We start from the raw sequence: 25,414 nt of genomic DNA on the forward strand, positions 1-25,414 counted from the left end.
GTCCGGGGCGTCGGGCCGCGCCTCAGCCCTGGCCGAACCGCTCGGCGTACGTGTCGCGCAGCTCGGCCCAGCCGAAGTCCTTGGCCTCGGCGCCCCGGATCGGGCCTACCGGGTCGCCGTCGAGCAGCTTCTCGGCCACGTCGAGGCAGAGGTGCCAGCCGGCCGCGACCATCGGCAGCATGCCCCGGTCGGCGACGGTGTGCCGCAGGGTGAGCCGGGTGCCGGCGCCCACGGGGGTCAGCTCCCAGCGCAGCAGGTCGTCACCCCAGGTGTATTCGAGCAGGTGGGGCGGCTCGGCCCGGCGTACCGTCGCCGGTTGCTCCGCGGTGGTCTCGCCGTCGACGAGGGTGAGCACGGCGGCACCGGGGTCACCGAGGTCCCGGTCGGCGAGGAACGGGGCCCACTGGGCGAGCTGTGTCGGATCGGTCAGCGCCGCCCACACGGTGGCCGGCGGGTGCCGCAGGTCACGGACGAAGACCAGGACGGCGCCGCCGTCGGTGGGCTCGGCGCGCACCTCGGCGGGTGGGCTCGGACGGAACGCGTCGCGGTTCATTTACTGCTCCTGACTGTCGAGGTGTCGTTCGAGGGCGTCCAGGTGCCGCGTCCAGAGCCGGCGGTACGGGTCGAGCCAGCCGTCCACCGCCCGCAGCGGGCCCGGCTCGAGGCGGTAGATCCGTTGCCGGGCGGCCGTGCGGCAGGAGACGAAGCCGGCCTCGCGCAGCACCCGCAGGTGCTTGGAAACGGCCGGCTGGCTGACCCCGAGCCCGTCGACCAGCTCGCCGACACTGCGGTCGGTGTCGCGGAGCGCGTCCAGGATCCGGCGTCGGGTGGGCTCGGCGAGGACGGTGAAGGCGTCGGTGGCCACCAGACCAATATGCCTCAAGCGTTATATGACGGTCAAGGAATATGACCGGGCCGCCCGTCCGGACGCGGTCCGCCGATCGGCTCCCTATGCTCGGACGCATGGAACTGCGGATCTTCACCGAGCCCCAGCAGGGTGCCACCTACGACCAGTTGCTCGCGGTGGCCCGCCGCGCCGAGGACGCCGGTTTCGGCGCGTTCTTCCGGTCCGACCACTACCTCAAGATGGGCGGGGTGAGCGGCGATCCCGGCCCCACCGACGCGTGGACCACCCTCGCCGGCCTGGCCCGGGACACCAGCCGCATCCGGCTCGGCACGCTGATGACCGCAGCGACCTTCCGGCTCCCCGGCCCGCTGGCGATCACCGTGGCGCAGGTCGACCAGATGAGCGGCGGCCGGGTGGAGCTGGGCATCGGCACCGGCTGGTACGCCGACGAACACACCGCGTACGGCATTCCGTTCCCGGCCCTGAGCGAGCGGTTCGACCGGCTCGAGGAGCAGCTCGCGGTCATCACCGGTTTGTGGTCCACCCCGGACGGGCAGCGGTTCAGCCACGACGGCCGGTACTACCCGGTCAGCGACTCCCCGGCCCTGCCCAAGCCGGTGCAGCAGCCCCGCCCGCCGATCCTGCTCGGCGGGATGGGTCCGAAGCGCACACCCCGGCTGGCCGCCCGCTACGCCGACGAGTTCAACCTGCCGTTCGCCTCGACGGCGGACTCGGCGGCGCAGTTCGAGCGGGTGCGCGCGGCGTGCGCCGAGATCGGTCGGGACCCGGGCGACCTGGTCTGGTCCAACGCCCTGGTGCTGTGCTGCGGGCGCGACGACGCCGAGGTGGCCCGCCGGGCCGCCGCCATCGGCCGCGAGCCGGACGAGCTGCGGGCCAACGGTCTCGCCGGCACGCCCGACGAGGTCCTGGACACCATCGGCCGGTACGCGAAGATCGGCAGCCAGCGGCTCTATCTCCAGGTGCTCGACCTGACCGACCTGGACCACCTCGACCTGGTCGCCACCGAGGTGATGGCGAACCTCTGAGCCCGGCAACCCGACCGCCGGCCGGCCGTCGCGTCAGGCGCGGTGGTGGGCCGGGCGGCCCGGGTCGCGCAGCACGGTGTCCAGCCGGCCGTCGCGGTCGCTGTCCACATAGGTGATGTCCGGTACGCCGTCACCGTCCACGTCGATCTGGACGACGTCGGCGAGGCCGTCGCCGTCGAGGTCGGTGACCACCTCGACCGACCCGTCCAGGTGGCGCGTCACGATCGACCGTGACTCGCCGCCAGGCTCGCGCGGCGGCGGACCGGGCGACGGTACGGGCGTCGGCGCGGGCGCGGGGGCGGGTGTCGGACGGGGGCCGGGCGTGGGCGCCGGGTGGCTCGACAACCGGGCGCCCGGCGGGGCGCTGGCCGGCTCGACCGCGCTGCCGGTCGGGTCCAGCTCCTCCTCCGAGGGGAAGACATCGCCCCGCGGGGCCGGATCACGGTAGCTGCTCATGGGCGTAGGGTTCCCCGACGATGGCGAGAACAACCGTGCCCGATCGTCCGGTGTCCGTGGCGCCCGGTCTGTCGGAGGATGCGAGGACCGACGCCACGGTCATGAACGGGGGTCCGAGCGTGGAGCTGCGCCGGAGCCGGGGGGCCCGGGTGCTCGCCCTGGTGTGCGTACTCGGTGGGGTGCTCTTGTTGGTCTACCCCAGCGACGGCGCCCTGCTACGGACGATCGTCGCCGTGGGTGCGATCGCGCTCGGCGCGGTGGTGCTGGTCAGCGCGCTGCGGCCGTTCCGCTTCGGGATCACCCCGGAAGGGCTCAGCATCCGGCGGCCCGGCCTGCGCCGGGAGATCCGGTGGGCCGAGGTCGACGCGCTGGTCCTCGACGAGCCGCCCCGCCGCGACGGCTACTCGACGCCGCCGCGCCTGCTGCTGGTGCCCGCACCGGCTGCGGCATTCGAACCGGTCACCGCCCGCCACCCGATCGACGGCCGGCCGGCCGTCGAGCTGCTGGTCTTCGACCAGGTCCGGGAGCAACCCGAGCAGGTGGCCGAGGCGCTCGCGCGCTGCGCCGGGGACCGGTTCGTCGACCTGCTCGCTCTGCGCCGCGCCGCCTTCGCCGCCCCGGACCTCCCGGTCGGCCTGCGTGGCTACCAGATGGATCGGGTCGACAGGTTGATCCGACGCGGCCAGGACGCCCTGATCTCCGGGGATGCGGCGACCCGGCAGGCGGCCCGGGGCGAGATCGAACGCGCCACCGCCGCCGGTCTGCCGATCGCCCAACGCGGCTACCCCACGTACCAGGCGGATGCGGTTCTGGAAGCCCTCGTCGCCGCGTTGGCCGACCACCAGTCCACCGATCGGGAGACCGCCCCATGACCGCGCAGGGACAGCATCAGACGGCCAGCACCGACGTGCCACGCCGCAACTGGGCCGGCAACGTGCGCTACGCCGCGCGGGAGTTCCACCGCCCCACCACCGTCGACGAGGTGCGCCGGCTGGTCGCCGGCAGCTCCCGGATCCGCGCGGTGGGCACCGGGCACTCCTTCAACCGCCTCGGCGACACCACCGGGGACCTGGTCTCGCTCGCCGGCCTGCCCCCGACGATCGAGATCGACCGCGAGCGCGGGCAGGTCACCGTCGCCGGCGCGCTGCGCTACGGCGACGTCGCCCGGCACCTGCACGGCCAGGGGTACGCGCTGGCCAACCTCGCCTCACTGCCGCACATCTCGGTCGCCGGCGCGGTGGCCACCGCCACCCACGGCTCCGGCCCCGCCCACGGCAACCTGGCCACCTCGGTAGCCGCCCTGGAGCTGGTCAACGCCGACGGGGACCTGACGCACGTGGACCGCGACACCGACGGCGACACGTTCGCCGGCATGGTGGTCGGGCTCGGCGCGTTCGGCCTGGTCACCCGGGTAACCCTGGATCTGGTGCCGACGTTCGAGCTGCGCCAGTACGTGCGCCTCGACCTACCCGTCGAGGCGCTGGACGAGGCGTTCGACTCGGCGTACAGCGTGAGCGTGTTCACCGACTGGCGTACCCCGCGTCTGCGGGAGGTGTGGCGCAAGCAGCTCGCGGACCAGCCGCCGCCGGAGACGGACTGGCTCGGCACCACGGCCGCCGACCAGCCGCGACACCCGGTGCTCGGCATGCCGGCCGAGAACTGCACCCCACAGCTCGGCGTGCCGGGCCCGTGGCACGAGCGGTTGCCGCACTTCAAGCTCGGCTTCACCCCGAGCAGCGGTGACGAACTCCAGTCCGAGTACCACCTGCCGCGTACGGCGGCGGCCGGGGCGCTCGCCGCGCTGGCCGAGGTGGCGCACCTGATCGCCCCCGTGTTGCAGGTGTGCGAGCTGCGGACGGTGGCGGCCGACGAGCTGTGGCTCAGCCCGAACCACCGGCGGGACAGCTTCGTGGTCCACTTCACCTGGGTCGACGACGCCGACGCGGTGCTGCCGGTGCTGGCCGAGGTGGAGGACCGGCTGGCGCCGTTCGCGCCCCGCCCGCACTGGGGCAAGGTCTTCGTCACCGCCCCCACCGAGCTGGCCGCCCGCTACCCCCGCCACGCCGACTTCGCCGCCCTGCTGACCCGCCTGGACCCGACCGGCACGTTCCGCACCGACCTGCTGGACCGCTACTTCCCCCGCTGACCGACCGGGGTGCGCAGGCTGCCGCGCTGAACGGCGCGGCTGATGTCGCTGGGGGAGACGATGCCGGTGAGCAGGCCGTCGTCGCTCACCACCAGGGCGCGGCCGTCGGCGCACTCGCTGAGCCGGGGGAGCAGGTCGTTGAGCTCTTCCCCCGGCTGCGCGAGGACCAGCTGGTCGGCCCGGCAGGCCACCTCGGCCAGCGTGGTCGACATCCGCCGGTCGGCGGGTACGCCCCGCACCCGGTCCAGGGTGACGAGGCCGGTCGGTCGGCCGTCCTCGGTCAGCGGCAGCGCCGAGTGCCGGTACGCGAAGAGGTAGTGGTCCACGAAGTCGGCGACCGTCATGTCCGCCGAGGCGGTCTGCGGCTGCGGCGTCATCACGTCGGCGACCCGGATGCCGCGGAGTGCGCTTCCGGCGCGGGCCTGCCGCTCCTCCACCCCGGCTGCGCCGATCAGGAACCAGCCGATCAGCGCCAGCCAGAGCCCACCGAAGCCGATACCGGACAGGAACTGCCACAGCCCGAGGCCGATCAGCAGCACACCCAGCACCCAGCCGGCCCGGGCGGCCACCACGGACGCTCGGCTCCGATCGCCGGTGGCCTTCCACACCGCCGCGCGCAGCAGCCGGCCACCGTCCAGCGGTGCGGCCGGCAGCACGTTGAAGATCGCCAGGAGCACGTTGATGCCGGCCAGCCACGCGATCGCGCCGAAGAGCAGTCCACCCTGCCCGGCCAGCGCGAACAGCAGCGCGATGACACCGAAGAACGCCCCGAGCAGCAGGCTGACCAGCGGGCCGACGCCCGCGATCCGCAGCTCCGCGCCGGGGTCGCGCGGCTCGCCCTTCAGCTCCGCCACCCCGCCGAACAGCCAGAGCGTGATGCCGTCGACGGTCAGCCCGTTGCGTTTGGCGACCACTGCGTGCGACACCTCGTGGGCGAGCAGGCCGACGAAGAAGACCACCGCCGCGGCCAGACCGGCGAGGGTGTACGCCACCGGCGAGCGGTCCGGGTACGAGCGGGGAAACTGGTTCGCGGCCAGCCCCCACGCGATCAGCGCGAAGATGACCAGAACGCTCCAGTTGACCCCGACCGGCACCCCCGCGATCCGTCCGAGCCGGAAACTTGCCCTCATCCCTGTCCGTTACCCCCGGTTGGGCGAGCCATGCGACATGCCGCGCTAAGGAGCGTTGGTCCGGGGTATGCAGCGGGTAGGGTCAGAGTATGACTCGCCGGATCACCATCAGCCTGCCCGACGACGTGGCCGCGTACGTGGAGCGCACGCAGGGCAACACGTCGGGTTTCATCGCCGGGATCCTGCGCCGGAAAATGCGCGCCGACAACCTGCGGGCCCGGTGGGAGCAGCTCGGCTACGTGGTTACCGACGAGGACGTCGAACGGACCCGGTCCCACCTTGCCGCCCTGGCACCGATCACCGACGAGCAGCACGCGCGCAACGCCGAGTGGCTCCGCCAGTTCGACCAGGACGGGCCGGCCGCCGCGTGAACGGTCTGGTCCTGGACACGTCCGCCCTGCTCGCCTACGCCTCCGGCGACAGCGTCGAACCGGGGGCGATCCTGACTCTCGCCGAGGAGGACCCGGCGCAGGAGGTGTGGATCCCGGCTCTCTGCCTGGGGCAGGCGCAGCTGGAGGTGGCTGGCACACCCGCCGTCCACCTCCTCGACCTGCTCCTGAGCGAGGAACGGGAGATCAAAGTCGCGGTGTACGACGCACCGACCAGTCGCCGGGTGGCCCGGATCGCAGCGCGGTTCGACGTGCCGCTGGACGTCGCGCACGCCGTTGCGACCGCCGTGCTGTACCGCTGTTACCTGGTGACCCGCGACCCCAAGCGGGTCGCCCCGGCGGTGCCGCCGGATCTGGAGATCCTCGACATCTCGCTCGACTGGAGTTGAGTGCACACTGACTGGCTCGTCACCGGACGTTAGATACGGCTGGCCAAAACAGCCGCTTCGTTCAGGAGGGAATCGAGTTCGTCGTCGGAGATCCTCCCACCGCCGAGCGTATGCAGAATGGCCAAGCCCTGGATACGACCCGCGATCTTAGGGTCGACGTCCATCTCGATGGTCGGGTCGAGAGCGGCGCTGATCAGCTTCTCTGCGCTGGTCGCGTCAGTCTCGGCACCACCGGTTGTCGTGCTCCGCATGTGGCTGACGAACCGGATCACCTCCTCCGGGCTGGCACCGTTGGGGAAGTGGCGGTCGACCGCGAGGTAGAAGACCGCACCGAGCAGCGTGGCGAAACCCTCCCAGCCCTGACTGTCGAGGCGAGCCTCGATGCGGTCGTTCTCGGCGTGGTCGCCCGTCACCATGGTGCGGATGTAGGCGACCATGTCAGGACTGATCGTCACGATGCTTCCTCTCGCGGTGCTTTTTGGTCATGTTCCACAGGCCCTTCAGGCCGACGGCCACGGCTCCAGCCGCCATGATGACGGAGCTGACCGGGTGTTCCAACTGTGGTCGATCTGCGGGCGGGGCGGGCTTGGGAGCGGCGGTGGAGGTCGCGGTGCCGCCGGGGCCGCCCTTGATCTGATGCATCAACTCGCGAAGCCCGGCCGTCGTGGCCTGCTCAGCGTCCTGAAGGTTGCCCTCGGTCTCGTCCGCCTTCTTAACATGACGCCGGAGGAAGGCTTCGGCTCGGCTGCCCCTGCTCTCTGCCTCTGCGACCACTCGTTCGCCCGATGGTGATCCGCGGTCCCCGTCAACACGAGCGGGGACGGAACCCGGGGCGATCACGTTGACGTAGTTGGCGAGATGGTGCGCGGCGTTGCTACTCAGCAGGCCGAGCCGGCCGGTCTTGTCGAGAGCGGTGCGGCTCTGGCTGATCGCCAGGCCGAGCTTCGGGTTCTCGCTCCCGCTACCGAGCCGGCGAAGATTTCCCTGAGCCTCGGCCGTGTCCTGCTGGGCGCGGCCGGCTTTGACGGCTAGGGCGTCCAACTTTTCAATGGCGGAGTTGAGCTGTGCCACGACCTGGGCGAGGAGCCCAGTCATCCGAGCGACTCCCGATAGCTGCCCGTGTTGTCCTTGATCACGGTGATCGTGCGGAGGATCAGCTCTACCTCGCGTTTGGCGGAGGTCAACGCCGTACGGGCCTTGTTCGCCTCGTCATGTTGGCTGTCGTGCAGGGTGGTGAGGGTCAAGCTGGTTGCCTCGGCGAGTTGGGCACCGATCTCCTCGACCGTAGCGGCGGCTTCGCCGAGTAAGCCGTCGACTTCGCGGAGGGCGGCTTTGATCTCGCCGATGCTCACGGTCAGCCCAGCACGCTCATGTACTGCCGGGCGGCTTGGCTGCTGCCCTGCATGATGGTGGCCGCTTCGACCAGCCGCTGTTTACTCTGTTCGGCGCGGGCGATGGCTTCGCCGAGCGTCGGGTGGCCGGTGCCGGCGGCCACCGTGCGTAGGCGGACCAGCACCTGCTCGGTGCTCTCGATGGCAGCGCGGATCTGGTTTGTCGTGGTGTTGCTCTGGTCGGCTGCTTGGGCGAGCGCGGCCTTCACTTGTTCGATGCTGGCCATGCTGTCCTCCTGGTCGACTACGCGCGACGCGAATCACGTTCGTACGTTCCGTGGAGGGACGAACACTAACCGACACCAAGTACTGTCCGCAGCCCCGAGGCGCTGGTGCGGAGAGCGGTATGACACAGGGGAATATTTATACCTGTGTGTCATACCGCTCTACGCCGAGTTACCTGCCGGCCGAGCTGGCGAACGTGGCCGGGCCGCCCACGACGGTGCCTGCTCGCGGTCGTTGGCGAGACGGCGATGACCGATGCGATGGCGGTGACCGGCGCTTCAGCGGCGGGGGGCCTCGCTGGCGATCGTCGCCTCCCGGGGCAGCGCCGCCGCCCGCAGCGCCCAGTCCAGCGCGTAGTCGGCGATCTCCTCCCAGCCGGGCGCCCCGACCGTGAAGTGCGACCGGCCGGGGAACTCCTCGTACGCGGTGAGCGCCCGGGACTTCTGGTAGAGCCCCGCGTTCGTGCGGACCACCGACGCCGGCACCACGTGGTCCTCTCCGCCGGCCATCAGCAGCAGCGGCGCCCGGTCGTTGCGCCCGACGTCGACGCGGGCGGGTGAGCGCGGGTCGACGTTGGCGAAGGCGCCCTCGAAGAACACCCGGCCGGCGCCGGGGACGGCGTAGCGCTGCCAGGCCCGGTCGGAGTCCTCCCGGCTCATTGTGTTGCCGAACGTGTAGGCGAAGTCGTCTGGGGTGAACGGGACAGCCCTGCTCCGGTTGGCGGGACTGCGCAGGATCGGGAAGCCGGAGCGCAGCTGACTCAGCGGCACCTTGAGCACCCCCTTGATCGCCGCCGGGTGCACCCCCACCACCGCCGCGCCGAGACCCCGGTCGACGAGGATCTGGGTGAACAGGCCGCCGAACGAGTGCCCCATGATGATCGGCGGTCGGGGCAGCGCCCGGATGATCCGGTCGTAGTGGGCGACGATGGTGGCGATGCTCTGCTCGGCGATCGGGCTGGGGTCGTCGCGCAACTGCTCCACCGACCGGTCCATGCCGGGCCAGGCGGGAGCGATGACGTGCATCCCGCGCTCAGTGAACCGTTGGGCCCACCCCTCCCAGCTGCGGGAGGTCATCCAGAGTCCGTGGATCAGCACGACCGTGTCGACCCGGCCCTGCGGTGTGGCACCCATCGCGTCCTCCCGGTGTCGCGGCGTCCGGCGGCGCTTACCCGCTGCCGCGCCCGCGATGCCTCGGTTGGGGGTGGATGTGGCGGCGAGCGTGATGACTCAGGGGCATATTGATGACACGGAGGCATCACGCTCGCCGCGGTCCTCGCTCGCCGGCCCGTTCCTCTCCGTGCGACCCGCGCCCTGACAAATGTCACGGCCGGAACGTGACGGCCGCTCCGGGAGCCGACCTTCGCGACGCCGGAGCATCTATGCCATGACCAGTACGCATCCGGCCGTCGAGCTGAACGGCCTCACCAAGACCTTCGGCACGGTCACCGCTGTCGACGGGCTGAGCCTGCGAGTGCAGCCCGGCGAGGTGGTGGCGTTCCTCGGCCCCAACGGCGCGGGCAAAACCACCACCATCGACATGCTGCTCGGCCTGGCCCGCCCGGACGCGGGCACGGTCCGCGTCCTGGGCGGCACCGCCGACGACGCGGTGGCCCGGGGTCGGGTCGCCGCCGTACTCCAGACCGGCGGGCTGCTCAAGGACCTCACCGTCGGCGAGACCGTGCGGATGACCGCCCACTTCTACCGGCACACCCGCCCGGCCGCCGAGGTGCTGGAGCGCGCCGGCATCGCCGACATCGCCGACCGGATCGTGGGGCGGTGCTCCGGCGGTCAGCAGCAGCGGCTGCGTTTCGCCCTGGCCCTGCTGCCGGACCCGGACCTGATGGTGCTCGACGAGCCGACCACGGGGATGGACGTCGAGGGCCGCCGGGACTTCTGGCAGGCCCTGCGCCGCGACGCCCGCGACGGCAGGACCGTCATCTTCGCCACCCACTACCTGGACGAGGCGGACGCGTACGCCGACCGGATCGTGCTGGTCCGGCAGGGACGGATCGTCGCCGACGGCACCACCGCGGAGATCAAGAACCTGGCCGCCGGCCGTACGGTGCGGGCCACCCTGCCCGGCGCGGACCAGGCCGCGCTCGCCGCGCTGCCCGGCGTGGACGCCGTGGAGGTACGCGGCGACAGCGTCCTCGTGCGTACCGGCGACTCGGACGCGATCGCCCGTCACCTGCTCACCCGGACCGCCGCCCGGGACGTGGAGATCACCTCCCGCAACCTCGAGGACGCCTTCCTCGCCCTGACCACCGAGCGCATCGGAGCCTGAGATGTCCACCCTGCCGGCCACCCCCGCCGCCACCCGCACCGACAGTCCCACCCAGCCCGACCGCCGGCTGCCCGCGATGGGCGGCTTCGCCCCGGCAGTCCTCGGCATCGAACTGCGCCGGGTGCTGCGCAACCGCCGCACCCTCGCCTTCACGCTGATCATGCCGGCGGTCTTCTTCCTCATCTTCGGCCTGCCGCAGCGGGGGCAGACGCTGGACAACGGCCGACCCGTGATGGCGTACGTCATGATCAGCCTCGCCGTGTACGCGGCGATGGTGGCGACCACCAGCGCGGGCGGCGCGGTGGCCACCGAGCGCGCGTTGGGCTGGAGCCGGCAGCTGCGGCTCACGCCGCTGCGCCCGACCGCCTACGTGGCGACGAAGGTGGCCACCGCGATGACCCTCGGCCTGATCGCGGTCGTCATCGAGTTCGTGGTCGGCGCCGCGGCCGGCGTCCGCCTCCCGCTGGACGTCTGGTTGCTGTCCGGGCTCGCCGCGTGGCTCGGCTCGCTGGTCTTCGCCGCGTTCGGTCTGTTCATCGGCTACCTGGTGCCGGCCGAGAACGTCATGCAGTTCATCGGGCCGATCCTGGCCGTGCTGGCCATGTTCGGCGGGCTGTTCGTCCCGGTCGAGGTGCTGCCGCACGTGCTACAGCAGGTCGCGAAGTTCACCCCGGTGTACGGCATGGGTGAGCTGGCCCGCGCCCCGCTGACCGGCGACGGGGTGAGCATGGCCGGGGTGGCCAACATGGTCTTCTGGACTCTGGCCTTCGGCGTCGGCGCGGCCCGGCTGTTCCGCCGGGACACCGCTCGGGTCTGACCGCCGCGACCGCTAGCGTGGAGCCGATGGACCTCCCGACGGGGCAGCCCCAGCCGATGAACCGCCACTGGCGGTACATCGGCTGGCTGCTGGCCGCCGTGTGGCTGTTCTTCCTCAATGTGCCGATCTCCACGGCGCTGCAGCAGCCGGAGCCGTGGCGGCGGGTCGTCGGGGTGACCGCCCTTGTCGTCTTCGGTCTGGGCTACGTGCTGCTGTTCCAGTGGGCCCGCCGGCTGCGCCAGCTGCTGCTGCCGATCCCGGCGGGGCGGGCACGGGTGGCCCTGCTGGTGCTGCTCGCGGTGGGCCTGGCGAGCATCCCGGGCACCGACGGCGACTGGCTGGCAACCCTGGTCTACGTGGCCGCGGCCGGGGTGTTCCTGCTGCCGCCGTGGGAGGCGGCGGTGACCGTGGCGCTCTGCGCCGTGACTCCCGCGCTGGCGTCCTGGCTGGTGCCGGGCTGGGAGGCGGAGAACGGCATCGTCTTCGCGGTGCTCCTCGCCTCGTTCGCCATGTTCGGCGTGTCCCGACTGGCCCAGCGCAACAGCGAGTTGCAGGCCGCGCAGCAGGAGATCGGTCGGCTCGCGGTCGCCGAGGAACGGGCCCGCGCCGCGCGCGACCTGCACGACATCCTCGGGCACTCGCTGACCGTGGTGGCGATCAAGGCCGAGCTGGCCGGGCGGCTGATCGAGGTCGACACCGTCCGGGCGGCCGCCGAGATCGCCGAGGTGGAGAAGCTGGCGCGGGCGGCGCTGGCGGACGTGCGGCAGACCGTCGGGGCGTACCGGGAGGTCACCCTCGCCGGTGAGCTGGCCGGCGCGCGGTCCGCCCTCGCCGCGGCGGGCATCGCGGCCCAGGTGCCGGCCGAGACGCCGGAGCTGCCGCCCGAGTGGGACCGGTTGTTCGGATGGGCGGTGCGCGAAGGGGTGACCAACGTGGTCCGGCACAGCGGGGCGCGGTGCTGCACGATCCGGGTGCGCCCGGACGGGGTCGAGGTCGGCGACGACGGTCGGGGGCCGTCCACTCCCGACGCCGCCGGGTACGGGCTGGTGGGTCTGCGGGAGCGGGCCCGCCGGTTGGATGCCGTGGTGACCGTGGGTCGGCGGCGGGACGGCACCGGCTTCCTGCTGCGGGTGCACGCTCCGGCGGAGGCCCGGTGAGCGGCTCGTCGGCGCCGATCCGGCTGCTGCTCGCCGACGACCAGGCGCTGGTGCGGGGCGCGCTGGCTGCCCTGCTGTCGCTGGAGCCGGACCTGACGGTCGTGGCCGAGGTGGGCCGGGGCGACGAGGTGGTGCCCGAAGCGCTCCAGCACACGCCCGACGTGGCCCTGCTGGACGTGGAGATGCCCGGCCTGGACGGGATCGCCGCCACCGCCGCGCTGCGGACCGCGCTGCCGGCGTGCCGGGTGCTGGTGGTGACCACGTTCGGTCGGCCCGGCTACCTGCGTCGCGCCATGGAGGCCGGCGCGAACGGCTTCGTGGTCAAGGACACCCCGGCCCGGCAGCTCGCCGACGCGGTCCGCCGGGTGCACGCGGGCCTGCGGGTGGTCGACCCGACGCTGGCCGCGGAGACCCTGGCCACCGGGGCGAGCCCGCTGACCGAGCGGGAGACCGAGGTGCTGCGGGCGGCGCGCGCCGGTGGCGCGGTCGCCGAGCTGGCGAAGGCGCTGCACCTGTCCGAGGGGACGGTGCGCAACCACCTGTCCGCGGCGATCGGTAAGACCGGCGCCCGCAACCGGGCGGCGGCCGTGCGCATCGCCGAGCAGAACGGTTGGCTGCTCGGCGACTGAGCGGCCCCGCTCAGGCGGTCGGCGGTGGGGTGGGGAGCTGGTCGACGACCACCAGGCTGCTGCCGGGTCGGACCTCGGCGAGCAGTTCCCGCTGGCCGCTGCGGGTGACCCGGATGCAGCCGTTGGTGGTGTTCTCGCCCAGGTCGTCGTCGTTGTGCCAGGTGTGCAGGCCGATGTGCGCGCCCTTGAGGCCGGTCGGCACGGCCTCCGGGTCGTCGGGCACCGACCCGAGGGCGTAGATGTCCACCCCGCCGTAGACCTCCTCGGGTGGCGGGGTGCGGCCCAGGACGAAGGTCCGCCCGAGCGGCGTCTCCTGCCCGGACTGGCCGAGGCTCGTCTCCCAGGAACGCACCGCCTTGCCGGCCCGGTACCAGGTGAGCCGGTGCACCTTGCGCTCCACCACGATCTGGTCGCGCAGCGCCACGGTGTCGAACCCGCCCGGTGCCAGCCAGGCCAGCCGCCGGTTGGCCGAGGGCAGCAGGACTGCGGTCCAGCCGACCCGGCGCTCGGCGATCGGCACGGTCAGCTCGACACCGGCGAGCGTCGGTTCGAAGAAGGCCAGCGGTCGTCCGCCGGGCGCGTCGTACGCGGCGATCCGCCGGGTCGGGTGCACGCCCTCGGTCAGGGGCGTGACGTCCATCGTGGCCGGGTCGGCGGGAAAACCCCTGGGCGCGGGGTCGTAGTCGAGCACCGGCAGACCGTCCGGGGCGGGCGCGGCCGGCGGGACCGACTCCTCCGGGCTCTGCTCGACGCTGCTCGGCGTCGGATCGGCTGCCACCACGTTTCGACTCTCGGGGGCCGTCGAGCGTGGGGTGAGAGCCTGGCCGACCAGCAGCGCGGCGGCCAGCAGCACGGGTACGGCGATGCCGGCGGCGATCCAGCCGGCACGGCGGCGGTACGGGGACATTCGGTCAAACGGCACCAAACCACTTTATGGCTGTGGACGGTCCGGGGCCCCCGGTTCGGCGATACCCGCCGGCCGGGGGCCCGGAGTCGGTCAGACCCGCGCGCCGATGTGGATGGCCACCGCGTCGTGCGCCGGAACGTTCGCGGCGAACCAGCCGTTACCGTCCACGGTGATCACCGGTCCGCTGCACGTGCCGCCCGCGTACGTGCCGTGGATGACGTCGCAGTACCGGCCGGCGGGCAGCCCGGTGTAGTACGAGCGACCGTTCACGGCGGAGTCCTCGTCGTTGAGCGTGACGAAGCCCTTGCCGCTGCGGCTGAACGCAATGTGGTTGTTGCCGTTGTCGTACCAGTTGGCCATGCCCGCGCCCTCGGTGGCGTTGCGGAAGCCGACCATGTTGGCGATCACCGGCCAGCGGTGCTCGCACTCCCAGCCGGAGTAGCAGGCGGTGTTCAGCGTCTTGTTGTTGCCGTCCGAGGGCGGGCCGGCGTCGCGGTTGCTGAAGGTGTAGCTGGACATGACGGTCGGCGAGCCGTACGGCCAGGCCAGCATGAAGGCGTTGGCGAGGGCGTAGATCCCCCGGTCGCGGTAGGTCAGCACCCCGCTGCTGTCCCGCTGGGTGTCGTGGTTGTCCACGAACACCGCGGCCGACCCGGTGGGCAGGTGCCCCCAGCCCTCGCCGAAGTTCTTCAGGTAGGCGAGCCGCTCGGAGCGGAAGACCCGGGCCAGGTCCTTGCCGTAGCGGAACTCGTGCACGTCACCGTTGCCGGTGTACTCGGTCGGCTGGACCGGCTCGCCGGCGCCGTAGATGACCTCCTGCACCAGGTACGCCGAGCGGGACAGCTTGGCCTTGATCGCGGCGATGTCGGCGGCCGGCATGTGCTTGCTGGCGTCCAGCCGGAAGCCGTCGACGCCGAGCGAGAGCAGGTCGTTGAGGTACGACGCGATCTTCGTCCGGACGTAGTCCGACTCGGTCCTGAGGTCGGACAGGTTGACCAGCTCGCAGTTCTGTACCTCGTACCTGTCGTTGTAGTTGGCGATGTCGTCGCCGCCGTTGCGCCCGCAGTGGTGGAAGTCCTGGGTCTGGTAGATGCCCGGGTAGTCGTAGTGCGAGTACGACGAGCCGGCCCAGCCGGTGCCGCCGTTGTCCTGCCCGGACATGTGGTTGATGACGGCGTCGACGAGCACCTTCACGCCCGCCGCGTGACAGGTGTTGACCATCGACTGGAACTGGGCCCGGGTGCCTTTGCGGGACTCGATCCGGTAGCTGACCGGCTGGTACGCCAGCCACCACTGGTTGCCCCGCACGTGCTCCTGCGGGGGCGAGACCTGGACGTAGCCGTATCCCTTCGGGCCGAGCGTGCTCTGGCACTCGCTGGCCACCGACGGCCAGTTCCACTCGAAGAGCTGGACGATGACCTTCTTGGCGCCGGACGGGCTGGCGGCGGCCGGGGGTGCCGTCGCGGTGAGGGGGACGAGCAGGCTGGCGACCAGGCCGAGGGCGAGGATCGCCGAGCCGCGTCGACGTCGGTGCATCGGGACTCCTGACGGGAGCGGGGGTGGGGGTGGTGGTGCGGCGGGGGAATCGCATCGGTTGCTCGAATCTTGCAACCCATGCTGAAATTTGCCGAAAGGTTACAAGCGTGTTGCAACGACTGTCAATGCATGGATGGTGATCACTGTCCATGGTGGCCGCTACACGCGTCCCGGCGTCGGTCGGTTCGATCCGGCCCAGAAATTTCCGTCCCCGGGTGATCCGCTCGCCCCGCCGGTCCGTACTGGATGGGGGAGCAGGGGTCGGCCGGTGGTACGCCGCCGCGAGACGATCGAGGAGCAGATGGCCCGGGCAAAGCAGAACCAGAAGGCCACCGAGGTCCGGACCAGCACCAGCAGTCGGGGGGTGCGGACCCGGTCGCGCTCGGCGACGACGTTGCTGATCGCGTCCGTGCTGGCCGCGCTCTGGGCGGCGACGATGCTGACCGGCGCCGGTCAGACGGCGTACGCGTACGGCTTCTTCTTCACCGAGTTCTTCGCCGGGGTGATCTCCCTGGTGTCGTTGAGTCTCACCGTGATGCTGGGCCTGCTCGCCACCGACCGGCTGGTGCTGGGCATCTCGCACCGGGTGCTGATGCAGTCGGCGCACCGCGCCACAGGCGTCCTGGGCGTGGCCGGACTGTTCTTCCACGTCCTCACCAAGATCGCTACCGGTCGCGCGGCGGCGACCGACTCGCTGGTGCCGTTCGTCGGTGGCCGCGGCCTCTACGTCGGCCTCGGCACGGTGGCCGCCCTGCTCATGGTCAGCGTGATCTGGACCGGCATCATCCGGGCCCGCTTCGCCGGCGTCGGTCCGAAGTGGCTCTGGCGGGCCCTGCACTCCGCCGCGTACCTCGCCTGGCCCTTCGCGATCGTGCACGGCCTCAACGCCGGTCGGGCCGCGGCGTCCTGGGTGGTGCTCAGCTACCTCGCCTGCGTCCTGCTTGTCGTGTTTGCGCTGCTGGTCCGCCTCTCGGTCACCATCGGCCGGCGCAGCCGCGAGCAGCACCAGGCCGCCGTGCGCAACGCGGCGCTGGCCGGGCGGGGCACCGAGGAGAGCCGCGGGCGCTCGCTGCTGGCCGGCCTTAGCCGCCGCCGGGACGCGAGCGAGGACAAGCGCCCGGCCTGGGCGGAGGCCACCACCGCCACCTGGACGGCCCCGGTCGGCCCCCGGCGGCGCGACCCGGAGCGGTTCACCGTTCCGGTGGTGCCCGAGCCCGGCTCGCTCGTCGAGCCGACCCGGCCCAGTCGACGACGGCGGGACGAGGCGCCGGCGGCTCGGCAGGACGCCGACCGACCGACGCGTGGACGGCGCGACGAGGCGGAGACCACGACCCGCCGGTCGAGCCGGCGCAGTGTCGAGGAGACCGGCACCCGTCTCCGCGACGAGGAGGAGTTGGAGCCGGTGACCCGGCGGCGCGCGTCGCGCAGCCGTGACCGGGACGAGGAGGCCGCCCCGACCCGACGCCGTCGCGCCGAGGAGCCGGCCGCCGAGCGCGGCAGCCGCCGGTCCCGCTCCGAGGACGAGGGCACCCGGTACTCCGCGCCGCCCCGCCGGGTGGTCGAGGAGCCGGAGGAGCCGTGGGACAGCCCGCGTCGCTGGCAGGCCGCCGAGCCGATCTCCGCCGGCCCGGTCTCCGCCGGCCCGGTCTCCGCCGAGCCGATCTCGGCCGGCCCGATCTCGGCGGCGCCGCGCAGCGGCAGCGGCCGGCACAGCGTCGACGACGACCTGCCGGAGGAGCCGGACTACTGGCGCCCGCCGGCGCGGTACGTGCCCGAGGAGGTGCCGCCGCCCGTCGACGACACCCCCACCCTCGTCGACCTGGCGTCGCGGAGGGCCCGACGGGCCTCCGGCGAGGGCCGGTCCGCCAAGCGCCGCAAGGCCAGCGCGGACGCCGTGGACGGGGCGTACTGGGCCGGGCTGCGGGGTGAGGCGAAGTGATGCGGACGACGGTGCCGCCGGTGGCCTGCGTCGGTGAGCCTCGGCTGACCGCCGGCTTCGCCGAGTTCGGCCGGCTCGACCTGGCCGCGCACGAGGAGGTGCACGGGCCGATCGGTCCGATGGAACCGGCGCAGTTGCTCCGGCTCGTCGAGGGCATGCAGCTCAAGGGCAAGGGCGGGGCGGGTTTCCCGTTCGCCCGCAAGCTGCGCGCCGTTCTGGAGTCCTGCGAGCGGCAGGACCTCGCCGCGGTGGTGGTCGTCAACGCCACCGAGGGCGAGCCGGCCAGCTGGAAGGACAAGGTGCTGCTCACCCGCGCTCCGCACCTGATCCTCGACGGCGCGGCGCTGGCCGCGTACGCGCTGGACGCCGAGGAGATCGTCATCGGCGTCGCCGACGACGGTGTCGGCCGGGACTCGCTGATGGAGGCTCTCGCGGAGCGCCGGATGCCGGTGCCGACCACCATCGTCACCGTGCCGCACCGGTTCATCTCCGGCGAGGGCGGTGCCCTGGTCAACGGCATCAACGGGCTGCCGCACATCCCTCCGGGCACCAAGAAGCGCTCCAGCGACTCGGGCGTCGGCGGTCTGCCCACCCTGCTGTCCAACGCCGAGACGTACGCCCAGCTCGCCGTCGGCGCGCGACTCGGCCCGTACGAGTACGCGGCGCTCGGCACCGACGACGAGCCGGGCACCGTGCTGCTCACGGTGACCGGCGCGGCGGGCCGGCCGGCGGTGGTGGAGTGCACGGCGGGCATGCCGCTGCGCGACGTTCTCGACCTGTGCGAGGTCCCGGACGTCCAGGGCATCCTGATGGGCGGCTACCACGGCAAGTGGATCACCCCGGAGGCCGCGGAGAAGGCCGAGGTCTCCCGCAAGGGTCTGGCCGCGGTGGGTGGCACCCTCGGCGCCGGCATCATCGTCCCGATCGGTGTGGACACCTGCCCGCTCGGCGAGGCCGCCCAGGTGGTGCGCTACCTGGCCGGGGAGTCCGCCGGCCAGTGCGGCCCGTGCAAGATGGGCCTGCCGGACCTGGCCCGCGCTGTCGACCTGGCCGTGGCAGGCAGCCAACCGGCCGACGTGGTGCGGGCCGCCGCCGGCGAGGTCAAGGGCCGCGGCGCGTGCAGCCACCCGGACGGCACGGCGCGGTTCGCCCTCTCCGCGATCGAGGTCTTCGCCGAGGACCTGCGGCTGCACAGCACCGGCGACGGTTGCGGCCGGCGGGTCAAGGGCGTCATGGGGCTGCCCGGCGCACCCGACCCCAACCCGCAGAAGCTCACCCTGGACTGGTCCCGCTGCGACGGGCACGGCCTCTGCGCGCACGTGGTGCCGGACTTCATCCGGCTGGACGGCAACGGCTATCCGGCGTTCCCGACCACACCCGTGCCGACCTGGCTGCGCGAGGGCGCCCTGAAGGCCGTCAAGGTCTGCCCGGAACTCGCCCTGCGTCTCGCGAAGGCCGAGTAGGGAAGGGCACTGACCACCACACCTGTCGAACGGAGCTGCGGATGCGCAAGCCGATCGGGTGGACAGCGGCGGCGTACCCGCCCCGCGCCGCCATCGTGGGGGCGCTCGTCGCCGCCCTGCTCGCCACGGCGTCCTGCACCGGCACGGTGCCGCCCGACGCCACCGCCGCCGGGACCCCGCCGACCCCGGCCAGCTCCGCGGCCACCCCGGCTGCCCCCGCGACCGGCGCACCGTCGGCCGCGCCGGCCCCGGTCCCGGACATCCTGCGCTTCACCGGGACCACCCTCACCGGCAGCGTGTTCGACGCGACGCGACTGGCCGGCCGGCCGGTGGTGCTCTGGTTCTGGGCACCGTGGTGCGCCACCTGCGCCAGCCAGGCGTGGACGGTGGCCGAGATCGCGCCCCGCTACCGCGACACCGTGCCGATCGTCGGTGTCGCCGGGCTCGGCGAGCAGCGGGACATGAAGAACTTCGTCACCGAGTTCGACCTCGGCGACATGCCGCAGATCGACGACCGCAAGGGCGTGCTCTGGAAGCGGTTCGCGGTGACCGAGCAGAGCATCTTCCTGATCATCGACCGGGACGGCACTGTCGTCCATCAGGGCTTCCTGGACGGTGAGGCGCTCAGCGCCCGCGTCGCCGCCCTGGCCGGGGCGTGACCGCCCCGCTGCTGCTCGCGCTGACCGCCGGCATGCTCGGCGCGGTCAACCCGTGCGGCTTCGCGCTGCTGCCCGCGTACCTCTCGCTGTTGGTCGCCGGAGCCTCGGACGCCCGCGGCGCGGTCGGCCGCGCGCTCACCGCGGCGGCCGGGCTCACCCTGGGGTACGTGGTGGTCTTCGGCGCCTTCGGCCTGGCGCTCGCGCCGCTGGCCGGCTGGCTGCGTCCCCGGCTGCCGTGGCTGACCGTGGCGCTCGGGCTGCTGCTGGTGGTGGCCGGCTGTTGGCTGCTCGCCGGTCGGCGGCTGCCCGCGCCCGGGTGGTCCGCGCGGGCGCCCCGGCTGACGAGGTCCTGGCCGTCGATGGCGCTGTTCGGCGCGGCGTACGCGCTGGCGTCGCTGGGCTGCGCCATCGCACCGTTCCTGGCCATCGTGGTGACCAGCCTCCAGGCCGGCTCGACCGGCCGCGGGCTGGCGCTGTTCGGCGCGTACGCCCTCGGGATGGGTCTGGTGGTCGCTGTCGCCGCGCTCGGCGTGGCGCTGTTGCGCGATTCGCTGGTGGCCCGGTTGCGTGTCGCCGGCGCGCTGGTGCCCCGGCTCAGTGGCCTGGTGCTGCTGCTCGCGGGCGGGTACGTCGCCTGGTACGGCTGGTACGAGCTACGGCTGGCCGCCGGCCGCCGGGAAGCCCTCGCAGATCCGATCATCCGCGCGGCCTCGCAGGTGCAGCACGCCCTGGCCGACACCGTCGACACGCTGGGCCCGGCGCTCCTCCTGACGACCCTGGCGGCGCTGCTGACCCTGGCGGCGCTGACCCGCCGCCGCCGCCCTGTTGATCATGAAGTTATTGCCCCGACACGCCGAGGTGCGGGGCAATAACTTCATGATCGACGCAGGGTTCAGCGGGGGGTCAGGCGGTCTGTTCCCAGGCGGTCCTGAAGGACCTCGGGGATCAGGACGCTGCCGTCGGGCTGCTGGTTCTGCTCCAGGATGGCCGGGAAGAGCCGGCTGGTGGCCAGCGCGGAGCCGTTGAGGGTGTGCACGAAGCGGGTCTGCTTGGCGCCCGGCTCGCGGTAGCGGATGGCCGCCCGGCGGGCCTGGTAGTCGCCGGCCCAGGAGACCGACGACACCTCCTTGTACTTGCCCGTGCTCGGCATCCACACCTCGATGTCGAGGGTCTTCTTCATCGAGGCGCTCGCGTCGCCCGCCGAGAGCAGCGTCCGCTGGTAGTGCAGACCCAGCCCCTCGACCAGGCTCTCGGCGTGGGCGAGCATCTCCTCCAGTGCCGCGTCCGCCTGCTCGGGCAGGGTGAACTGGAAGATCTCCACCTTGTTGAACTGGTGCCCGCGCACCGTGCCGCGCTCGTCCGAGTGCGACCCGGCCGACTCGCGCCGGTAGCAGGGCGTGTACGCGAACGCCTTCAACGGCAGCTTCGTGGTCTCCAGGATCTCGTCCTGGTACGCGCCCAGGATCGCCGTCTCCGACGTGGGCAGCAGGAACTGCCCGCGCGGCGCGGAGTCGGAGTCCAGGTGGTAGACGTCGTCGTAGAACTTGGGGAACTGGCCGGCGGCGAAACCGGCCGAGTCGAGCAGCAGGTGCGGCGGGAGCAGGAACTCGTACCCGGCCTTGATGTGCTGGTCGACGAAGTAGTTGAGCAGCGCCCACTCCAGCCGCGCGCCGACCCCCGTGTAGATCCAGAAGCCGGAGCCGCCGAGCTTGACACCGCGCTCGTAGTCGACCAGACCCAGCGCGCGGGACAGCTCCACGTGGTCGCGGACCTTCTCGATCGCCGGTGGCTCGCCGAAGGTCTTGACGACCCGGTTCGCCTCCTTGCCGCCGGGCAGGACGTCGTCGCTGGGCAGGTTCGGCAGCTCGCTCATCGCGTCGCGCAGCCGGGCCTGCACCTCGTCCAACTGGGACTCCAGCTCGGCGAGCTGCTCACGCTCCGCGTCGGGGGCGGTGACCTGCGGCTCGGTGCCGGCGCGCTTCGCCTGCGCGTACGCCCGGGCCTCCGCCTTGCGGCGCTGCCGGTCGGCATCGATCTCCGTGATCAGGGAACGCCGTTCCTGGTCGAGCCGCTGAATCTCGTCCAGGGCCCGATCGACCTCGGCGGGATCCAGACGCTTCGCCAGCGCGGTCGCCACCGCCTCGCGGTCCTTCCGGATCAACTCCATGTCGAGCATGCTGCTCCGTACGCCTCCGTCCGGGGTTCACTGGTGAACCAACAGATGCTACCGTCGCGCACGTTTCCACCCGACTACGGGGAGCGCGACGGGTTTTACAGCCGGATCGGCATCAGCACGGAGAAGGTGTCCTCGTCGTTCGGGCGGCGCAGGGCCAGCGGGGCGATCGGCCCGTCCAGCTCCAGCACCAGCTGGGGGCCGCCGGCCGCGTCCAGCGCGTCGAGCAGATATTCGCCGTTGACCCCGAACCGCAGCCCGCTGATCGGATCGGGCGTCGGGTCGGCCGTGGACAGCTCGGCCGGGTGCAGCAGGCGCAGGCCGCCGTGGTCGTCGAGACCGAGGACGGAGACCGCCAGCGGCGTGCCGGCGTACTCGCGGGTCAGCGTGGGGGCGGCCGGGTCGCGCAGCGCCGCGCGCAGCGCCACCACGTCAACCGGGATGCGGTACGCGGCCGGCCGGGCGCCGACCGCCTCGCGCAGCAGCCGACGGTAGTCCGGGAAGTCGTACGGCAGGGCGGTGCCCGTCAGCGTCCGACCGGCCACCGTCACCGCCAGGTCGACGCCGGCCACTGTCAGCCGCACCGGCCGGGCGTCGGCGGGGTCGAGCAGCCGGCGTAGCCGGTCGACGAGGTCCACCGGCACGAGCACCCGCGCGGGCGGCCCGTCGACGGCCGCGCCGGCCCGGGCCAGCGCGAGCCGGTGCCGATCGGTGGCGACCAGCCGCACACCGTCCGGCTCGACGTCGAGCAGCACGCCGGACAGCGCCGGCAGCTCCGCGTCGACGCCGACGGCGAAGCGCACCGCGTCGAGCGCGGCGGCCAGCTCGGCGGGGGAGAGCAGCAGCGTGGTCACCGTCGTGGGCGTCGGGTCGACCAGAGCCCGGAGCCGGACGATCTCGCGGCGGGCGTCGGCCAGCCCGTCGGCCAGCCGGCGCAGGTGCGCGTCGAGCAGCCGGTGCACCTCGGGCGGCTCGGCGCGGACGGCGGCGGCGATCTCGGGCACCGGCATGCCGACCCGACGCAGCCCCGCGACCAGCCGGGCCGGGCCGATCTGCTCGTCGGTGTACCAGCGGTAGCCGGTCACCGGGTCGACCAGGGCCGGTGCCAGCACGCCCGCGGAGTCGTAGAAGCGCAGCGCGCTGACGGTCAGGCCGCTGGCCCGGGCCAACTCGCCGATGCTGTGCAGGTCGCTCACCACGTCGGGCATCCTGCCCCCTCGACCTGGTCGAGGGTCAAGCGGCCGGGCGTGCCGGGGTCGTCTCGTCCTGCTCGATCACCCGGAAGGTGAGCCCGGCCCGGACCAGCCGGGCCAGCAGCGCGTCACCCATCGCCGCGACCGGGGTGAGCTGGCCGGCGGTCGGCGGCAGGTCGTCGAACGCCAGGCACAGCGCCGACTCGGCGAGCATCTTCGCCGTCTCGTCGTAGCCCGGGTCGCCCCCCGCGACCTCGGTGACCACGCGCTTGCCGCCGCCGGTGCCGACGAACCGGACCCGGAACCAGGACGACGCCCGCTGCTGCGGGGTCGGGCCCTGCCCGGAGGCGAGCCGCCCGAGCAGCCAGCGCCGGGTGGGCGGCACCTTCACCAGGCCGACAACCGCGCCGAGCCCCACCGCGCTGACCAGCACGGTGGGCAGTCGCTTCACGGCGGCGAAGTGCCGGTAGCGAAAGTCCGGGCCGTACTCCGGGCGGCTCGCGGCCGAGCGGCGGATCACCTGCGGGTCGATCGTGGGCAGCGGCACGGTCCAGATGCCCAGCTCCGACGAGCGGGCCAGCTTGCCGGGCACCGCGCGGACCCGGCGGTCGGTGGGGCGCGGCTCGAGCGCCCGGCGGGCCCGGGCGGCCCGGCTGGCCTCCCCGGTCCGGGCGAACGCGGTGAGCGCGGAATGGTACGTCCCGGCGGAGAACCGCCCACCGGCGCGGACGTAGCCGTCCACGGTGATCGGGACGTCGGCGGGCAACTGCTTGACGGTGAACCAGACGCCCAGGTCGTGCGGGATGGAGTCGAACCCGCAGGCGTGCACCAGCCGGGCGCCGCTGGCTGTCGCCTCGGCGTGGTGGCGGACGTACATCAGGTCGACGAACTCCGACTCGCCGGTGATGTCCAGGTAGTCGGTGCCGGACCGGGCGCAGGCCGCGACAAGTGGCTGCCCGTGGTGGACGTACGGGCCGACGGTGCTGGCGACCACGCGGGCGCTCTCCGCAACGGCCCGCAGCGAACCGGCGTCGGTCACGTCGGCGGTGAGCAGCGGCAGGTCGGCCAGGGCGGGGTCGATCGCGGCGAGCCGGTCGCGCACGGCGGCGAGGCGATCGGCGTTGCGCCCGGCCAGCGCCCACCGCAACCCGGGCGGCGCGTGCCGGGCAAGATACTCGGCCGTCAACCCCCCGGTGAAGCCGGTCGCCCCGAACAGCACCACGTCGTACGCCCGCTCCCCAGCCATCCCCCGAGTCTGCCACCCGCCATCGCCCAGCGCCGATCGGCAGGCGCGGTCACGGCGTGAACACGGCCCGGACGCAGCCGTCGGCGCGGTCGGCGAACAGCGCGTACCCGCGGGGGCCGTCCTCCAGCGGCAGCCGGTGGGTGGCCAGGTGCTCGGTGCGCAGCTCGTCGCGGGCCATCCGGTGCAGCAGCATCGGCACGTCGCGCAGGTCCGGCCGGCGCGACCCCCGCAGGGTGAGCCGCTTGTCGGTCACCGCGCCCAGCGCGAACGCGTCCACGTGCCCCTGGGCCCCGCCGAGCACCACCACCACGCCGTCCTTGCGGCAGGCGTGCACCGCCTCGCGCACGGCATCCGGGCGGTCGACGTCCCGGCCGGTCAACCGATCGGCGACCGACCGTGTCGGCGGTACGCCCACCGCGACCACGCACACGTCCGGGCCGCGTCCACCGCTGCGCTCCCGCAGCTCCGCCGCGACGTCGGTGCTGCGGTAGTCCAGCGTCTCCGCCCCGGCGTGCCGCTCGGCCATCCGCAGCCGGTCGGCGTGCCTGTCGACGACGAGCACCCGGGCGGCGCCGCGCAGGGTCGCGGCGCGAGCGGTCAACTGACCCACCGCCCCGGCGCCCCACACCGCCACCACGTCGCCGGATCGCACCTCGCCCAGCTCGGCCGCCAGCCAGCCGGTGGGCGCCGCGTCGGCGGCGAACAGCGCCCGGTCGTCGCCGACCGCGTCCGGCACCCGGAACGCGCCCACGTCGGCGTACGGCACCCGGACGTACTCGGCGTGGCCGCCCGCGAAGCCACCCGCCGCGCGGGGCCGGCCGAAACAGCCGGCGTCCGAACGCACCAGGTCCGGATCGACGCTCGCCACGTCGGCGCCCCCGTTGTCGCAGCAGGAGTGCCGTCCCCGCCGGCAGTACCAGCAGCCGCCGCACGCGACACTCGCGCCGACCACCACCCGGTCGCCGATCCGGTGTCGCCGGACCGCGGGACCGGTCTCGACGACCTCGCCCAGGAACTCCGTCCCCAGCACGTCACCGGCGCGCAGCAGCGGGTCCCGGCCGGCCAGGAGCGGCAGGTCGACGCCGCTGGTGGCGCTGCGGCGGACGCGGACGATGACGTCCCGCTCGTTGCGCAGCTCCGGGTCGGGCACCTCGCGTACCGCCAGCTCGTCGGCGGCCACCCAGCACAGCGCCCTCACCCGCGGGCCGCCCCGCGGTCCAGTGCCGAGCGGTCCGCGCGCAGCACCTCGCCGGCCTCCACGCGCTGCTTGACCTGCCGCAGGGTCCGGCGGACCAGCAGTCGCGGGTCGTCGCCGACCAGATGCGCGGCCAGGCCGGTCGCCGCGACGGCCCCGGCCAGCGGGCGGGCGGCCAACTCGGTGCCCCGGTCG

The 25,414-nt window shown here is 73.1% G+C and carries 28 protein-coding genes and 1 pseudogene; 13 read left to right on the forward strand and 16 right to left on the reverse strand.

Annotated features, from left to right (window positions below; all coding sequences use genetic code 11):
- Positions 1–22: 22 nt before the first annotated feature.
- Complete coding sequence (locus B0E54_RS16450; RefSeq protein ID WP_234584417.1) at positions 23–553, reverse strand: SRPBCC family protein; 531 nt, start codon at positions 551–553, stop codon at positions 23–25.
- Entirely contained in the window at positions 554–865 is a 312-nt protein-coding gene (locus B0E54_RS16455) for a helix-turn-helix transcriptional regulator (protein ID WP_234584418.1), read from the reverse strand.
- A 98-nt stretch (positions 866–963) separates the two neighbouring features.
- Between B0E54_RS16455 and B0E54_RS16460 the strand changes: the two genes are divergently transcribed.
- Positions 964–1,893, forward strand: coding sequence for an LLM class F420-dependent oxidoreductase (locus B0E54_RS16460; protein WP_234584419.1), 930 nt, complete (start codon positions 964–966; stop codon positions 1,891–1,893).
- 33 nt (positions 1,894–1,926) lie between these two features.
- Here B0E54_RS16460 and B0E54_RS16465 read toward each other — a convergent pair whose 3' ends face one another.
- Positions 1,927–2,349 carry a hypothetical protein gene (locus tag B0E54_RS16465; protein ID WP_234584420.1) on the reverse strand — a complete coding sequence of 141 codons (423 nt, stop codon included), beginning with the start codon at positions 2,347–2,349 and terminating at the stop codon, positions 1,927–1,929.
- A 101-nt stretch (positions 2,350–2,450) separates the two neighbouring features.
- Between B0E54_RS16465 and B0E54_RS16470 the strand changes: the two genes are divergently transcribed.
- Both B0E54_RS16470 and B0E54_RS16475 read left to right on the forward strand, forming a co-directional pair.
- Positions 2,451–3,221, forward strand: a complete 771-nt coding sequence (locus B0E54_RS16470; protein WP_234584421.1) for a hypothetical protein — start codon at positions 2,451–2,453, stop codon at positions 3,219–3,221.
- Complete coding sequence (locus B0E54_RS16475) at positions 3,218–4,495, forward strand: FAD-binding protein (protein ID WP_234584422.1); 1,278 nt, start codon at positions 3,218–3,220, stop codon at positions 4,493–4,495. The genes B0E54_RS16470 and B0E54_RS16475 overlap by 4 nt, the downstream gene beginning before the upstream one ends.
- Here B0E54_RS16475 and B0E54_RS16480 read toward each other — a convergent pair.
- On the reverse strand, positions 4,480–5,625 hold the full coding sequence (locus B0E54_RS16480; RefSeq protein WP_234584423.1) for a site-2 protease family protein: 1,146 nt from the start codon (positions 5,623–5,625) through the stop codon (positions 4,480–4,482). The genes B0E54_RS16475 and B0E54_RS16480 overlap by 16 nt on opposite strands.
- Positions 5,626–5,714: 89 nt before the next feature.
- On the opposite strand from B0E54_RS16480, the gene B0E54_RS16485 reads away from it, so the two are divergent.
- Both B0E54_RS16485 and B0E54_RS16490 read left to right on the forward strand, forming a co-directional pair.
- Entirely contained in the window at positions 5,715–5,996 is a 282-nt protein-coding gene (locus B0E54_RS16485; RefSeq protein WP_234584424.1) for a hypothetical protein, read from the forward strand.
- A complete protein-coding gene (locus tag B0E54_RS16490) occupies positions 5,993–6,403 on the forward strand; it encodes a type II toxin-antitoxin system VapC family toxin (RefSeq protein WP_234584425.1) in 411 nt (136 codons plus the stop codon). Before B0E54_RS16485 ends, B0E54_RS16490 begins: the two co-directional genes overlap by 4 nt.
- Positions 6,404–6,432: 29 nt before the next feature.
- Here the strand turns inward: B0E54_RS16490 and B0E54_RS16495 are convergent, their stop codons facing one another.
- The 5 genes from B0E54_RS16495 to B0E54_RS16515 all read right to left on the reverse strand — a co-directional run bounded on the left by B0E54_RS16495 (position 6,433) and on the right by B0E54_RS16515 (position 9,152).
- A complete protein-coding gene (locus tag B0E54_RS16495) occupies positions 6,433–6,840 on the reverse strand; it encodes a hypothetical protein (RefSeq protein WP_255787116.1) in 408 nt (135 codons plus the stop codon).
- Position 6,841: 1 nt separating this feature from the next.
- Entirely contained in the window at positions 6,842–7,498 is a 657-nt protein-coding gene (locus B0E54_RS16500; protein ID WP_234584427.1) for a hypothetical protein, read from the reverse strand.
- The gene (locus tag B0E54_RS16505) at positions 7,495–7,755 is read right to left on the reverse strand and encodes a hypothetical protein (protein ID WP_234584428.1); all 261 of its coding nucleotides are present in this window, start codon (positions 7,753–7,755) and stop codon (positions 7,495–7,497) included. Before B0E54_RS16505 ends, B0E54_RS16500 begins: the two co-directional genes overlap by 4 nt.
- Before the next feature lie 2 nt (positions 7,756–7,757).
- On the reverse strand, positions 7,758–8,021 hold the full coding sequence (locus tag B0E54_RS16510) for a hypothetical protein (RefSeq protein WP_234584429.1): 264 nt from the start codon (positions 8,019–8,021) through the stop codon (positions 7,758–7,760).
- Between the two features lie 276 nt (positions 8,022–8,297).
- Positions 8,298–9,152 (reverse strand): alpha/beta hydrolase, encoded by an 855-nt coding sequence (locus B0E54_RS16515; protein WP_234584430.1) that lies wholly within the window; start codon positions 9,150–9,152, stop codon positions 8,298–8,300.
- Positions 9,153–9,405: 253 nt separating this feature from the next.
- Here B0E54_RS16515 and B0E54_RS16520 point away from each other — a divergent pair, with 253 nt between their 5' ends.
- The 4 genes from B0E54_RS16520 to B0E54_RS16535 are packed head-to-tail and all read left to right on the forward strand — an operon-like array spanning position 9,406 to position 12,908.
- Positions 9,406–10,305 (forward strand): ABC transporter ATP-binding protein, encoded by a 900-nt coding sequence (locus B0E54_RS16520; RefSeq protein ID WP_234584431.1) that lies wholly within the window; start codon positions 9,406–9,408, stop codon positions 10,303–10,305.
- Position 10,306: 1 nt separating this feature from the next.
- A complete protein-coding gene (locus B0E54_RS16525; RefSeq protein ID WP_234584432.1) occupies positions 10,307–11,122 on the forward strand; it encodes an ABC transporter permease in 816 nt (271 codons plus the stop codon).
- A 26-nt stretch (positions 11,123–11,148) separates the two neighbouring features.
- Complete coding sequence (locus B0E54_RS16530; RefSeq protein ID WP_234584433.1) at positions 11,149–12,279, forward strand: sensor histidine kinase; 1,131 nt, start codon at positions 11,149–11,151, stop codon at positions 12,277–12,279.
- Complete coding sequence (locus B0E54_RS16535) at positions 12,276–12,908, forward strand: response regulator transcription factor (RefSeq protein ID WP_234584434.1); 633 nt, start codon at positions 12,276–12,278, stop codon at positions 12,906–12,908. The genes B0E54_RS16530 and B0E54_RS16535 overlap by 4 nt, the downstream gene beginning before the upstream one ends.
- Positions 12,909–12,918: 10 nt before the next feature.
- Here the strand turns inward: B0E54_RS16535 and B0E54_RS16540 are convergent, their stop codons facing one another.
- Together B0E54_RS16540 and B0E54_RS16545 are read right to left on the reverse strand one after the other, a co-directional pair.
- On the reverse strand, positions 12,919–13,830 hold the full coding sequence (locus B0E54_RS16540; RefSeq protein ID WP_234584435.1) for a L,D-transpeptidase: 912 nt from the start codon (positions 13,828–13,830) through the stop codon (positions 12,919–12,921).
- 75 nt (positions 13,831–13,905) lie between these two features.
- Positions 13,906–15,351 carry an alpha-amylase family protein gene (locus B0E54_RS16545; RefSeq protein WP_234584436.1) on the reverse strand — a complete coding sequence of 482 codons (1,446 nt, stop codon included), beginning with the start codon at positions 15,349–15,351 and terminating at the stop codon, positions 13,906–13,908.
- 301 nt (positions 15,352–15,652) lie between these two features.
- Here B0E54_RS16545 and B0E54_RS16550 point away from each other — a divergent pair, with 301 nt between their 5' ends.
- The 4 genes from B0E54_RS16550 to B0E54_RS16565 are packed head-to-tail and all read left to right on the forward strand — an operon-like array spanning position 15,653 to position 20,284.
- On the forward strand, positions 15,653–17,290 hold the full coding sequence (locus B0E54_RS16550) for a ferric reductase-like transmembrane domain-containing protein (protein WP_234584437.1): 1,638 nt from the start codon (positions 15,653–15,655) through the stop codon (positions 17,288–17,290).
- Positions 17,287–18,753, forward strand: coding sequence for an NADH-ubiquinone oxidoreductase-F iron-sulfur binding region domain-containing protein (locus B0E54_RS16555; protein ID WP_374109279.1), 1,467 nt, complete (start codon positions 17,287–17,289; stop codon positions 18,751–18,753). Before B0E54_RS16550 ends, B0E54_RS16555 begins: the two co-directional genes overlap by 4 nt.
- A gap of 41 nt (positions 18,754–18,794) precedes the next feature.
- Entirely contained in the window at positions 18,795–19,412 is a 618-nt protein-coding gene (locus B0E54_RS16560; RefSeq protein ID WP_234584439.1) for a thioredoxin-like domain-containing protein, read from the forward strand.
- Positions 19,409–20,284: a cytochrome c biogenesis CcdA family protein gene (locus B0E54_RS16565; RefSeq protein ID WP_234584440.1), complete on the forward strand. Its 876-nt coding sequence runs from the start codon at positions 19,409–19,411 to the stop codon at positions 20,282–20,284. The genes B0E54_RS16560 and B0E54_RS16565 overlap by 4 nt, the downstream gene beginning before the upstream one ends.
- A gap of 20 nt (positions 20,285–20,304) precedes the next feature.
- Here B0E54_RS16565 and serS read toward each other — a convergent pair whose 3' ends face one another.
- The 5 genes and pseudogenes from serS to B0E54_RS16590 form a co-directional block, all read right to left on the reverse strand.
- Positions 20,305–21,588, reverse strand: coding sequence for a serine--tRNA ligase (gene serS / locus B0E54_RS16570; protein WP_234584441.1), 1,284 nt, complete (start codon positions 21,586–21,588; stop codon positions 20,305–20,307).
- A 95-nt stretch (positions 21,589–21,683) separates the two neighbouring features.
- Positions 21,684–22,793: a MerR family transcriptional regulator gene (locus tag B0E54_RS16575; protein ID WP_234584442.1), complete on the reverse strand. Its 1,110-nt coding sequence runs from the start codon at positions 22,791–22,793 to the stop codon at positions 21,684–21,686.
- A 25-nt stretch (positions 22,794–22,818) separates the two neighbouring features.
- Complete coding sequence (locus B0E54_RS16580; protein WP_234584443.1) at positions 22,819–24,024, reverse strand: trans-acting enoyl reductase family protein; 1,206 nt, start codon at positions 24,022–24,024, stop codon at positions 22,819–22,821.
- Positions 24,025–24,073: 49 nt separating this feature from the next.
- Positions 24,074–25,222: an alcohol dehydrogenase catalytic domain-containing protein gene (locus B0E54_RS16585; RefSeq protein WP_234584444.1), complete on the reverse strand. Its 1,149-nt coding sequence runs from the start codon at positions 25,220–25,222 to the stop codon at positions 24,074–24,076.
- A pseudogene (locus B0E54_RS16590) lies at positions 25,219–25,414 on the reverse strand (hypothetical protein); the annotation flags it as partial. The pseudogene B0E54_RS16590 and the gene B0E54_RS16585, both read right to left, overlap by 4 nt.

This window comes from Micromonospora sp. MH99 (assembly GCF_021442385.1).
Lineage (GTDB): Bacteria > Actinomycetota > Actinomycetes > Mycobacteriales > Micromonosporaceae > Micromonospora.